Here is a 12,425-nt window from a genome sequence, read left to right on the forward strand (position 1 = left end):
CGCTTTTTCGTCGCTTTTTGGTCAAAAAAATCGAGGCGTTTTGACGTCGAGAAATAACCGTTCTGATGTCGTGCTCGGTGTCGATTGGCTGTCGATTTGTTGTCGAGAAATCCACGCTATCCACACGATGATGTGGAAACACTGTTGATAGCACCGCGCTTGCGTTGGTCGGTGGGCGTTGGGTGATGGGCGTGAGCACCGCGTAACCCGACGGCGCGAACAACTCAACGGAGCGACGATGCGGCCAATCTGGACGGGAGCGTTGACCTTTGGACTCGTGAACATTCCGGTCCGGCTGTACTCCGCCGTCCAAGGCAAGGAGCGCGTCAGCTTCCGGCTGTTACATAAGAAGGACTTGTCGCCGATCAAGTACGAGCGCGTGTGTCAGAAGGAAGACGAAGCGGTCGATTGGAAGGACATCGTCAAAGGCTATGAGTACACGAAGGGCAAGTTCGTGGTACTCACGGACGAGGACTTCAAGGCCGCGGCGATCGAATCGACGAAGACCATCGAGATCATGGACTTCGTCGCGACCGACGAGGTCGATCCGCGCTACTTCGAGACGCCGTACTACGTCGTGCCGCAGAAGGGCGGCGAGAAGGCGTACGCGCTTCTGCGCGAGGCGATCAAGCAGTCGAGCATGGTGGGCATCGGCAAGATCACGATGCGATCGAACTCGCTGCATCTCGCCGGGGTGAAAGCGGTGGGCGACGCGATCGTGCTGGAGATCATGCGCTTTGGGGACGAGCTGGTAGACGTCGGCGACTTCAGCTTTCCGTCCGACGCCGGCGTGCGCCCGCAGGAGCTCAAGATGGCGCAGCAGCTCGTCGAGAACCTGTCGACGGCATTCGACCCGGCGAAGTACACCGACGACTATCACGACAACCTGATGAAGATCATCAGGGCCAAGATGAAGGGAAAGAAGATCGAGGTGGAGGAGCCGGAGGAGCGCGAGACGACGCAGGTGGTCGATCTCATGGCGCGCCTGCAGGAGAGCCTCGAGATGGGCAAGCGCGATGGGCGTCGAGCGGTGGGCGGTGGGCGAAAAACCTCGCACAAGGCCAAACGCGCGACGCGGCGTAAGTCTGCATGAGCGCCGTATGAGAGCAGCATGAAGGCCGTGAGTCCCATGCTCGCCAGCGTCGGGAGTGAGATTCCCGCTGGCGACGGATGGGTCTTCGAGCCGAAGTACGACGGCATTCGCGTTCTCGCATTCGTCACGGGCACCGGACGGGGGAAAGCCGCGCGCGGCGACGTGGCGTTGATCAGCAGGAATGGATTGGACAAGACGCATTCGTTTCCGGAGATCGCGGATGCGTTGCGGGCGTTGCATCGCACGGTCAAGCGGCCGTTCGTCCTCGACGGCGAGGTCGTCGTCATGCAGGGCGACGCGCCGCTGCGGTTTCAGGAGCTGCAAAGCCGCATGCATGTGAGCGACCGCACCGCGATCGAAGGACATCGATCGGCGACGCCGGCCGCGTTGATGGTGTTCGACCTGTTGCTCGACGGAAACCAATCGTTGGTCACTGAGCCGTGGCGCGTTCGGCGGAAGCATCTCGCCGAGCTCCTCCTTCCCCCGGGTGGTCGTTCCAGCGCGTTACGGCTCAGTGACGTTTCCGACGACGGTGAAGCGATGCTGCGCGCCGCTCGTGAGCACGATTGGGAAGGCATCATCGCCAAGCGGGCGGACGCGCCGTACGAAGCGGGACGGCGCTCGACGAGCTGGCGCAAGCTCAAGATCGAGCGGCGGCAGGAATTCGTGATTGGCGGATGGACCGAACCGCGCAACTCGCGCGAGCACATCGGCGCCATTCTGCTTGGCTTCTACGACGGCGGCGATTTCGTGTACGCGGGACATACGGGCACCGGGTTCACGCGGAAATCGCTGGCCGAGATGTACAAGCGGCTCGCGCGGATCGAGCGCGCGACGTCGCCATTCTCGACGCGCTTTCGCACGAATCAACCGGCGCATTGGACGAAGCCGGAGATCGTGGTCGAGATCAAGTTCAACGAATGGACCGCGGATGGAAAGCTGCGGCAGCCGGTGTATCTCGGCATGCGCGACGACAAGGATCCGCGTGCTGTGAAAAAGGAGAAGCCCGTCGTCCTGAGCGAGCACAGCGAGCGAAGGACCCCGGTGCGCCGAGGAGAGCTCCTCCGTCGGGACGGGGGTCCTTCGGTGCGCGCTGCGCGCGCCGCTCAGGATGCCATCGTGGGCAAGCTCCGCGCGATCGAAGACGCGGGCGGCTCCGGCATCCTCGACCTGCCGACGGGCGAATTAGAGATTTCTAATCTCGACAAGATCTTCTTCCCCAGGGTCAAGCGCACGAAAGGCGATCTGATGCGCTACTACGCGCGCATGGCGCCCTATCTGCTGCCGGCAATCGCCGACCGGCCGCTCGTGATGAAGCGTTTTCCGGGCGGCATCGACGGCAAGGCGTTCTACCAGCAGAAGGCACCGGCAGACGCGCCGCGATCCGTGCGCGTGGAGTCGGTGTCGGACGAGGGATTGACCACGGCGGACCGTCTCGTCGGGCGCGACCTCGCCACGCTGCTCTATCTCGTGCAGCTGGGCGCCATCTCGGTCGATCCCTGGCACTCACGTGTGGGATCGATTCAATACGCCGACTATTCGATCGTCGATCTCGACCCGGGCCCGAAGGCACCGTTCAGGCGCGTCGTGCAGGTCGCCTGCGTGGTGAAGGAGGTGCTCGACCAACTTGGATTGCGCGCGGTGCCGAAGACGTCGGGGGCGAGCGGCATTCACATCGTACTGCCGCTGGGGCCCGGGGCGTCGAACGATGCGGCGCGCACCGTCGCTGAAGTCATCGCGATCGAAGTGGCCCGGCGCGTTCCCAAACTCGCGACCGTCGAACGCCGGGTGGGTCAGCGTGCGCCGGGCGCGGTCTACGTGGATTTTCTGCAGAACATTCGCGGAAAGACCGTGGCCGGTGTTTATTCCGTGCGCGCGCAACCGCGCGCCACGGTCTCGACGCCGCTCGAGTGGGCGGAGCTCACCGAGGATCTCGATCCGACCGCGTTCACCATCGACACCATTCCCGAGCGGGTCGCCAGGCGCGGCGACCTCTGGGCGAGGGCGATGAAGGCACCCAATCGGCTCGAGGGCATGCTCGACACGTCGAAGAGTTCAACGGACTGGAAAAAGGACTCGAAGCGGTCAACGCGCACGAAGCTCACAGCCGTTGGAGGCGCGCGTGGCTGAACCCTCTGCCGCACGGCGGTCGCGGCGCGCCGTGACGGCCCTGCGTTCGCTCCTGACGTACCTCGACGAGATCGAGCGTGCGCTGATGCAGCGCGACGCCATGCGCGTGACCGCGCTGCTCCGCAAGCGCACGGCGACGCATCTCCCGCGGGATGTGCGCGAGGAACTGCTGTTCCTGTCGCGCGCGCCGCGCGACAGTCTGCGTGCGCCGGTGCGCTTCCTGCGGTTTCAGCACCGCATGACGATGCTGGCCCACGGCGGCGAAGGCTTACCGACCGCCCAAACGGAATTGTCGCTCGAAGCGCGCGCCTCGGCGGGGACGATTCGCTTGCGCGACGTCGAAGATCGCCGCACGGCGGCGCACGACGGTGTCGAAGACGACGACTAGCGGCCGGATGACGCACGCGTGACGCTGCCGATCAAGCCGGGATACGAGCCGATGGAGGCACGCGTCGTCGCCGAGCTGCCGCGCGGCGACGACTGGCAGTACGAGCCCAAATGGGACGGCTTTCGGTGTTTAGCGTTCCGTAATGATAAAACCGTTGAACTTCGCTCGAAGTCCGGCCAATCACTGACGCGGTATTTTCCGGAGCTGGTCGAGGCGCTGCGCTCGCTCAAGGCGAAGCGCTTCGTGGTGGACGGTGAGATCGTGGTGCCCGACGTCGCCGGCCTCTCGTTCGATGCCCTCTTGCAGCGCATTCATCCGGCCGAGAGTCGCGTCACGCGCCTGTCGCAGGAAACGCCGGCCACGCTGCTCGTGTTCGACCTGCTCGTCGACGCGCGCGGCACCGATCTGACGGACGAGCCGCTCGCTGAACGGCGTGAGCGTCTCGAGACGTTCGCTCGAGCGAACTTCGCGAAAAACCACAGTATTTCGCTGAGCCCGGCAACGCGGGACTACGCCGAGGCGAAGAAGTGGCTCGCCGGGCAGTCGGGCACGGACGGCGTGATGGCGAAGCGCACGGACCTCGCGTACGCCACGGGCGAGCGCACCGGGATGGTCAAGATCAAGCGAAAGCGGACCGCAGATTGCGTCGTGGGCGGTTTTCGCTATGCAACGAAGGGCAAGGTCGTCGGCTCGTTTCTCCTGGGCCTCTACGACGATGATGGGATTCTGCACCATGTCGGCTTCACGTCGAGCTTCACCGGGGAGGAGCGCAAGCAATTCACGCCGATCGTGGAGCGATTGCGCGGCGGCGAAGGTTTCACCGGGCGGGCGCCCGGCGGTCCAAGCCGGTGGTCGACGAAGCGGTCCAGCGAATGGGAAGCGCTCGAACCGTCACTCGTGGTCGAAGTCGAGTACGATCACTTCACGAGCGGACGATTCCGGCACGGGACCAAGTTTTTGCGCTGGCGTCCGGACAAGGCGCCGAAGCAATGCCGGATGTCTCAAGTCGCGGAGGCGCGACGCGAGGCGAAAAACGGATTGAACGGGGGGCAACGCGATGCCGAGCGGCGAGGAGTCTCTGGAGGGGCCGCGCGCGGAAAGTCGAACGCGCGCGGGAGGGGGCATACACAACACGCGCGGCAGACGTCCGCGCGCCGCGGGAGCGGACGCCGCGCTCCCGCCGGCAAGCCTTCCCGCGCCGCAGGGTGATGATGCCCTGCGGATCGCGGTCGAGACGTTGAGCGCCGAGCTGTGTTGGTTTTTGTCGACGGACGCGCGGGCGCGCGCCGCCGTGTTCACTGATCCGACGACGCGTCGACGGAGATCTTGAGGTTCTCGTTCAGCGACGCATCGCCGCTGATGATCGAGCGCCACGACAATTCGGGGCCGTTGCGACGGCCCTTTTCCGTCACCTTCAGCCCATCGGGGCCGATGGCGATCGTGTACGTCTTGCCGTCGATTTCGAGCTCGCGCTTGATCGTCTTGTCCAGCTTGGCAGTCATCCATCCTCCGGTGATGTGGATTGAAGGCGCTCTCAGGCCGCGGTGACGCTGCTTCGAGGCTGCTGCGCGGTGGAAACTATCGCCTTGGGGGGCGCAGTTCCATGTAGGTCGAAGCGGACAAGTCCGTGGCCGAAAAACCGAAGCGTTCGTAGAGACCCTGTGCGTCGCGGGTGAGAAGGGCGAATCGCCTGAGGCCCTGCAGGTCCGGATGCGTCAACACCGCCTCCACCATCCACGAACCCAGCCCCTGCCCTCGCGCCGATTCCGCGACGATGACGTCCGTGAAATACGCGAAGGTCGACAGATCGGTCACGACGCGGAGGAAGCTCAGTTGTTCCGCGTCCCGGTAGACGGCGACACACATGGAGTTCTCGATCGCGCGCTCGAGCAACTCCCGGGTCATGGACCAACCCCAGTGCGAGGCGTGCAGCCAGGCCAACACGGCATTCACGTCGATCCGCGTGCGATCGGTGGACAACAGCAGGTCGCCGCGACGGTCTTCGACGACGCGATCGTTCATTCGGAGCGAAGGGACTCTACAGGGTCGATGCGCGTTGCGCGGAGTGCGGGGATGAGCGCGGAGACGACCGCGACGACAAACAGAATCACCGCGACCGCGGCAAAGAGCGGCGCACTGTACTCGTCGTCTTCGAAGATGAAGGCATGCAGCCAGCTGGCCGTGTCCTTGGTGAGATAAAGCCCCACCGCGACGCCGGTGAGCGCGACGACGTTGCCTTCGCGCAGCACGGCGTAAAGAATGTTCTGCGTGGTCGCACCGAGCGCGATGCGGACCCCGAGCTCGCGCGTGCGTTCGACGACGGAGTGCGCGACGATGCCGTAGATCCCGAGCGCAGCCAGCGCGACGCCAAGTACCGCGAAGGTGATGAAGACCGAGGCGACGAAGTCGTGGCGCTCGCGCTCGCGGCGGATGCCCAACTCTTCCTCGCGCGACTCCGTCTCGACGTAGCGCGTGAGACCATTCGGGATCAGGTACCGCTTGAGCGCGACCGGTGTCCGATCAGAACTGCCGGACGTACGCACCAATACCTCGACGCCTTCATACGACCAGCGTGCGTGCACTACGAGGCTGTCGTTCGTCGTCGCTACACGATAGATGTCTCCGACTTTGCTCGACCGCGGCATTTGCCGGTACATGATCAATTTGTCGAGATCATCGACGTTCGGCACGACGCCCACGATGCGCAGCCACGGTGCTTGCGTCTCGAATGCGCCGAGCTTGATCTGCTTGCCGACGGGATCCGCACCTGGAAACAATCCGTGTGCCGTGTGCTCGTCGATGATTACCTCGCTGACGGCAGCTGCCCCATCGAGGAAGTCCCGCCCGCGCGTCACGCGCAGGCCGAGCGTGCGGAAGTAGTTCGGCGTGACGACTTTGTAGCTCAGCAACAGCGTCGGGAGCTCGCGTGGCGATGGACCGTGCTCGTCGACCGTGATCGCGCGCTTTTCTGGTGCCGCTGGGGTCCACATCGCGACGGCGGCGAGATCCGGAAGGCTCTGCAGTCGCGCAGTGACGTCGTTCGTGAACGGAAGAAGACGAATGCTGGTGTCCTTCTGCGGCGCGCGCATGTACAGCATCGCGATAGAAAGCGGCCGAGGGTCGTATCCCACATCGAGCGACCGCACTTCGACCGCCGTGCGCGCGACGAGCGACGCACCGCTCAGCAGTGCGAGCGCCAACGCAATCTCCGCGGCGACCATGATGCCGTACTGCCGCCGGTTGCGTTTGAGCGCGCCGGTTCCCGCGCTCGATTTCAGTAGCGTATTCGGGTCCACACGCGACACGCGAATGGCCGGGACGAGACCAATCAGCAGCACCGTGACGCATGCAACGACAATCGCAAACGCGAATACTCGCCAACTGATCTGCGGACGAACGACGTAATCGGCGATGCTCGGCGGGACGCTCGACTGCAGGATGTGCACGCCCCAAAACGTGAGCAGCACACCCGCCATGAGACCCGCCAACGCCAGCAACGCACTCTCGACCAGAAGCTGCAGGATGATGTCGGCGCGCGACGCGCCGAGGGCGGCGCGCACGGCAAGCTCGCGCGCACGGCCGATGCCGCGCGCGAGTTGCAAGTTCGCGAGATTCGCGCACGCGACGAGCAGCACGGCGAGAACCGCGGCGGCGAGCGCCAGGTGAAAGGCCTGAGGAGCGAACTGTGATTTGATCGCCTGCTTGAATTGGACGCGCGCGCCCGTGGGCGCCTCGCCGGCGAGCGTCGCGAACCGCAGCGAGAGAACTGCCGCGGCTTGCTGAGCTTGTTCCACCGAAATGCCGTGGCGGACGCGGATGAGGTTTCCGGCAAGCGGTGATGGTGTCGTCACCGACACGACACCGGTGTTTCGCATCCCCGGAATGGTGTTGTTGCCGATGATGCCGATGACCGGGCGGTGCTCGCCGTCGATCAAGAGGCGCGCGCCGATCGGGAACGCCGAGTCGGGACTCAGCGCCGCGGCGAAACGCTCAGTGATGATGACCGGGCGCGCGGCGTCAGTTTCATCCTCGGTGACGAACAGCCGGCCGCGTTTCGCGCGGGTGCCGAGCATCGTGAATAAATCGGGCGACACCTGCATGACGGACGACTTCGCGTAGTGTTCGCCGAATTCAACGCCTGACGCCAGACCATTCTCGACGCCCACGTGGGCGTCGGCTTCGACGACCGGTGATGATCGCAGCAGCTGGCTCCGGCCGCGATCGTCGAGATGTCCGTGAATGTCGCCCCAGTAGATGACCGAGTAGAGCTGGCCGGGCTCGCGCGCGTCGAGATTGGGCCGGATCATCGCATCGAGCACGCTGTACATCGTCGTGTTCAGCGCGATCGCGAGCGCGAGCGACAGGATCGCGACGACAGTAAAGCCCGGCTGGCGCGCGAACGATCGAACCGCGAGCCGAACGTCTTGGCGAGACAGGCGCATGGGACTGAAGATGCGCGCGTTCCAACCAATTGTCATCTCAGGGGAGCATGTCCTTCAGCAACATGCGATCGGCAGCCGCGAAGCCGTTGCGCAGATAGAGCGGGCGGCTCTCATCCGACGGCCAGAGAAACACGCTGCCGACGTGAAAGCGGCGGCATTCGTCGAGGGCGGCGGACAAGAGCAGGCTTCCACCACCGGTATTACGGTGCGCCGGCTCGACATAGAAGTTCGAGATGTATCCGTAGAGCTCCGACTCGACCCCGGGGTTCGGGATCTTCTCGATCATCTGCAGCCAGATGTTGCCGATCGGCTTTCCCTCGTCCTCGAGCAGCCAGACGCGCCAACGCGAATCGGCGCCGAGGCGGGGGCGCATCCATTGGGCGGTACGTGCGACGAAATCGTTTTCGGGCTCGGTCGCCGAATGCCGCCGCGAGCGAAACGCGTAACGAAAGCGTGACAGCACGGGGGCGTCATCCGGGGTAGCGCGGCGAACGGCGCGAGACTTTGGCGGATTCATTGTAGCTTATGTTCGGCTGGTCCTCCCCGTCTCTGCAACTGAGGTACATCATGCATTCGCTCATCCGCACGGCCTTCCGCTCGGCGGTCGCGCTGTCACTCGTCGCCGGCGTTCGCGCCGGTGCGCAGACTCAAGCCGGCCAGGCCGCTGCCGCCATGCCGGCAATCGGACAGGCCGCGCCGGATTTCTCGGCGACCGCAACCGACTCGACCGGCAAAGCGATTCCGGTCTCGCTCTCCGCACTGCACGGCAAGGTCGTCGTCCTCGCGTTCTATCCGCTCGATCGCTCCGGCGGATGTACCGCCGAGCTCTCGAAGTTCCGCGATGACTACAAGTCGTTGTTCGGTGAGGGCGTCGTCGTCCTGCCCGCGTCGGTCGACAGCCTCGGCTCACACGCCAGCTGGGCGAAGGATGCGCACTTTCCGTTCGCCATGATCGCCGACACGAAGAGCGAGCTCGCCACGAAGTTCGGCTCGCAGAGTCCGAACCCGGCGCGTCCGTACTTCCGTCGCACCGTGTTCGTGATCGGCAAGGACGGCAAGATCGCGTACACCGACGGACGCTTCAATCCGCTCGCTCAGGACGGCTACGACAAGCTGGCCGCGGAGATCAAGAAGGCGAAAGGCGAGTGATGCACCAGCCGGGATCGCGACGCATCACGCGTCGCGATCCCGGCGAGCGAGCACTTTCTTTCCACGAATGGTCGTGCCCTTGAGTGCCCGAATGACGTCGTCCGCGGCGTCGTCGGGCACTTCGACCAATGAAAACCGATCGGCGATCTCGATTGCGCCAATCGATCGCGAGTCGATGCCGGCTTCATTCGCGATCGCGCCGACGAGGTCCGCCGGACGCACGCCCGAGTTGCGGCCGAGCGCGACGAACACGCGCGCCACGTCACCGCCGGCGCTTCGCTCACCGCGCACACGACCGCGGCGCGGCCGCTCCTCTCGCTCGCCGCGTCGTTCTTCACGAGGCGCACGCGTCGCACGATCGCCGCGTGGCGCCTCACGATCACGATCGCGCCGCGGCCGCTCGTCTCGACGCGGGACGAACGCGTTTGGAATTTCCTCATCGTTCGTCTCGGCGGGTTCGCCGGCTTCGTCCGCCAGCTTCACCGCCGCGGCCGCGACGTCGAGCACGTCGTACTCTTCAGCAAGCGACTCGACGACGCTGCGATAGCCATCCAGTTCGCCGCCGACGAGCAATTCCTCGAGCGATGAGCGCGTCAGCTCCATGCGCCGCGCACGCAGGTCGGTGACGGTCGGCACCGATTCGATCGAGATCTTGCGCTTGGTCAGCTGCTCGATGTTGCGAAGCAGCCGATGCTCGCGCGCTTCGGCGAGCGTGATCGCGACGCCTTCACGACCGGCTCGTCCAGTGCGTCCGGTGCGATGCACGTACGCATCGGGCGACGAGGGCACGTCGAAGTTCACGACGTGCGAGACGTGCTCGATGTCGAGTCCGCGCGCCGCGACGTCGGTCGCGACGAGGAGCTCCGACGTGCCATCGCGAAAGCGGCGCATCACACGATCGCGCTGCTCCTGCGACAAGCCGCCGTGCAACGCCTCGGCGCGATATCCCCGGCCGCCGAGGGTTTCGGTGAGCTCGTCGACTTCGGTGCGCGTGCGACAGAACACGATGGCCGACGTCGGCGCTTCCATGTCGAGAACGCGCGCGAGCGCCGGTACCTTGTGCCGGCGTTGCACGACGTATGCGACTTCTCTCACTCGCGGGGCTTCGCCGGGCGCGACGCGCTCGCGCGCGATCGTGACCAGCTCCGGCTCCTTGAGATGCCGGCTGGCAATCGCGCGAATCGCCGGCGCCATCGTGGCCGAGAAGAGCGCGGTCTGCCGCACCTCGGGCAGCTCGCCCAGGATCGCATCGAGGTCCTCGGCGAATCCCATGTCGAGCATCTCGTCGGCTTCGTCGAGCACGACCATCTGCACCGCGTCCAGGCGCAGGGTGCGCCGACGAATGTGGTCGAGCGCGCGGCCGGGTGTGGCGACGACGACGTCGACGCCGCGCTTGAGCGCGCGCAACTGTTGCTGCATTGCCTGACCGCCGTAGATGGGCAATACGCGAATGCCGAGCTGACGCCCGTATTTGTGCACCGCTTCGGCGACTTGCATCGCGAGCTCGCGCGTGGGCACGAGGATGAGTCCACGCACCGCGGGTTCATCGCCGTCGAATCGTCCAATGCGATGCAGCAGCGGCAGGGCGAATGCGGCGGTCTTCCCGGTTCCGGTCGCGGCCTGGCCGAGCACGTCGCGGCCGGCGATGAGTGGCGGAATTGCTTCGCGCTGAATGTCGGTGGGTTCTTCGTAGCCGAGCGAGGCGACGGCGGCGACGAGCGCGGGATCGAGTCCGAGACTGAGGAATGCCCCGTCGGCGGTCGAGTCGGGCGAATTATCGGAGCTGCTGGTGGTGTCGTTCATGATGAATCTTAGCGTATGCAGCGGCCTGGGCCGCACGAGCGTGCGTCCATCTCTTGCAAGTACAGCGCGAGAAGACAGTTCAGTGCAAGAGGGCCAAAGTAGAACTTCCAATCCGAACGGAGATTAGCATGCGAGCACGTTCATTGTGGGTTGCGGCGGTCGTGATGGGCGCGTTTGCGCTGCCGCTGCACGCGCAGGACACGACCGGCAAGAAGCCTGGCGGTCTCAACAAGGTCGCGCACGACGTGAGCAGCACGGTGAAGAAGGCCGGCCGCGACACCAAGGCCGAAGTGCATCGCGACGCGTCGAAAGCGCATGATGCGCTGACGACTGCCGGCAACGACACGAAGACCGCGGCTGGGAACGCCACGGGGGTTCACAAGGTCGGCGGCGACGTCGGGAAAGCGGCCAAGTCCGTCAGCAGCGCGAGCAAGACGACCGGCCGGAAAGTGAAGCACAGCGTCAAGAAAGCGTCGTCAGCGGCACACGACAGTCTGACCAAGGCGGGAAAGAGCGCGAAGGAGCAGGCGAAGAAGCCGTAAGCAAGAACAGCAGGACCTCGGCGTCTTCGGCGCCGAGGATCGCGGAGTTGGGCGCGCCCCAACTCCGCGGTTGCGGCGCGCGGTGTTGCTCGTCACACTATCTGTCGGGTAGCGCCCAGGAGATGGTCGTGTTGAACGCGTCGCACCAACCTACGGAAGTCTGCACGCACGAACGTCGTCCGGGGACGACGGTGTGTTTGCATTGTCGCCATGAAGCGAGAGTGCTCGCGCGCGTGCGTCGCAAGCAGCTCGTGCTGCGTGGCGGCGCCCTGGTTGTGGCACTCGCCGTCGTGGGCACCGCGGGCCTCCTGAGCGCGGGCGCGTTGCGCAATCGCGCCGCGAAGCGCGGGACACCAGCGCCAATCGTCACGATCGCGGAATCGTCACCGGCGAAAGACTCAGGTACGAGCGCAGCCGCCGCGAATGGGCCGAACACTTCTGCGACCGTTCCGACGAACGTCCCGGTGGCGCAGCAAGGCGAACTCGCACGACGCGACGGCGCACCGGCGTCGCCCGTGATCGCGATGGGCCAGACGTCGCTGGGCAACGGTGTCACCGCGGTCCGTGACGACAGCACCGTGACGCTTGCCTTCGACACGCCGGACATTCGCACGCGCATGCCCGACAAGTTCGAGCGGTTCATTCGTACCACACTGCCGCGCATCTACGGCGCGGCCGCCGACTCCGCGCTCGCCGCGCTGCCGATGGGCAACATCGTGTCCTCGCAGAAAGTGTTGCTCTACGATTTACCGACGCGCGGCATTCACATCGCGCTCCACGCCGGCTGGTCGATCGCGCTGTATCCGGAGACGCGCGCCGGTCAGGACGGGCCGCTCGTCGTTCGTTATCGCGCGTCGGTCGTCGACCGGCCGTATTGA

The 12,425-nt window shown here is 65.2% G+C and carries 12 protein-coding genes; 7 read left to right on the forward strand and 5 right to left on the reverse strand.

Going from position 1 to position 12,425, the window contains the following annotated elements; genetic code table 11:
* Window positions 1-238: 238 nt before the first annotated feature.
* From VN706_00570 to VN706_00585, 4 genes are read left to right on the forward strand one after another with little or no spacing between them, the layout of a single operon-like run.
* Window positions 239-1,093: a Ku protein gene (locus VN706_00570; GenBank protein ID HXT14088.1), complete on the forward strand. Its 855-nt coding sequence runs from the start codon at window positions 239-241 to the stop codon at window positions 1,091-1,093.
* Between the two features lie 18 nt (window positions 1,094-1,111).
* The gene (gene ligD, locus VN706_00575; GenBank protein HXT14089.1) at window positions 1,112-3,223 is read left to right on the forward strand and encodes a DNA ligase D; all 2,112 of its coding nucleotides are present in this window, start codon (window positions 1,112-1,114) and stop codon (window positions 3,221-3,223) included.
* The gene (locus VN706_00580; GenBank protein ID HXT14090.1) at window positions 3,216-3,611 is read left to right on the forward strand and encodes a hypothetical protein; all 396 of its coding nucleotides are present in this window, start codon (window positions 3,216-3,218) and stop codon (window positions 3,609-3,611) included. Before ligD ends, VN706_00580 begins: the two co-directional genes overlap by 8 nt.
* A gap of 18 nt (window positions 3,612-3,629) precedes the next feature.
* Window positions 3,630-4,820, forward strand: coding sequence for an ATP-dependent DNA ligase (locus tag VN706_00585; GenBank protein HXT14091.1), 1,191 nt, complete (start codon window positions 3,630-3,632; stop codon window positions 4,818-4,820).
* 86 nt (window positions 4,821-4,906) lie between these two features.
* Here the strand turns inward: VN706_00585 and VN706_00590 are convergent, their stop codons facing one another.
* The 4 genes from VN706_00590 to VN706_00605 all read right to left on the reverse strand — a co-directional run bounded on the left by VN706_00590 (window position 4,907) and on the right by VN706_00605 (window position 8,570).
* A complete protein-coding gene (locus VN706_00590) occupies window positions 4,907-5,113 on the reverse strand; it encodes a hypothetical protein (protein ID HXT14092.1) in 207 nt (68 codons plus the stop codon).
* A 76-nt stretch (window positions 5,114-5,189) separates the two neighbouring features.
* On the reverse strand, window positions 5,190-5,633 hold the full coding sequence (locus tag VN706_00595) for a GNAT family N-acetyltransferase (GenBank protein ID HXT14093.1): 444 nt from the start codon (window positions 5,631-5,633) through the stop codon (window positions 5,190-5,192).
* The gene (locus VN706_00600; protein ID HXT14094.1) at window positions 5,630-8,053 is read right to left on the reverse strand and encodes an ABC transporter permease; all 2,424 of its coding nucleotides are present in this window, start codon (window positions 8,051-8,053) and stop codon (window positions 5,630-5,632) included. The genes VN706_00595 and VN706_00600 overlap by 4 nt, the downstream gene beginning before the upstream one ends.
* A 37-nt stretch (window positions 8,054-8,090) precedes the next feature.
* Window positions 8,091-8,570: a GNAT family N-acetyltransferase gene (locus VN706_00605; protein HXT14095.1), complete on the reverse strand. Its 480-nt coding sequence runs from the start codon at window positions 8,568-8,570 to the stop codon at window positions 8,091-8,093.
* A gap of 50 nt (window positions 8,571-8,620) precedes the next feature.
* On the opposite strand from VN706_00605, the gene VN706_00610 reads away from it, so the two are divergent.
* Complete coding sequence (locus VN706_00610; protein HXT14096.1) at window positions 8,621-9,202, forward strand: peroxiredoxin family protein; 582 nt, start codon at window positions 8,621-8,623, stop codon at window positions 9,200-9,202.
* Between the two features lie 24 nt (window positions 9,203-9,226).
* Here VN706_00610 and VN706_00615 read toward each other — a convergent pair whose 3' ends face one another.
* Entirely contained in the window at window positions 9,227-11,005 is a 1,779-nt protein-coding gene (locus VN706_00615; GenBank protein ID HXT14097.1) for a DEAD/DEAH box helicase, read from the reverse strand.
* Between the two features lie 128 nt (window positions 11,006-11,133).
* Between VN706_00615 and VN706_00620 the strand changes: the two genes are divergently transcribed.
* Window positions 11,134-11,547, forward strand: coding sequence for a hypothetical protein (locus VN706_00620; GenBank protein HXT14098.1), 414 nt, complete (start codon window positions 11,134-11,136; stop codon window positions 11,545-11,547).
* 233 nt (window positions 11,548-11,780) lie between these two features.
* Complete coding sequence (locus VN706_00625; GenBank protein HXT14099.1) at window positions 11,781-12,425, forward strand: hypothetical protein; 645 nt, start codon at window positions 11,781-11,783, stop codon at window positions 12,423-12,425.

The organism is Gemmatimonadaceae bacterium (assembly GCA_035606695.1).
Classification (GTDB): domain Bacteria; phylum Gemmatimonadota; class Gemmatimonadetes; order Gemmatimonadales; family Gemmatimonadaceae; genus JAQBQB01.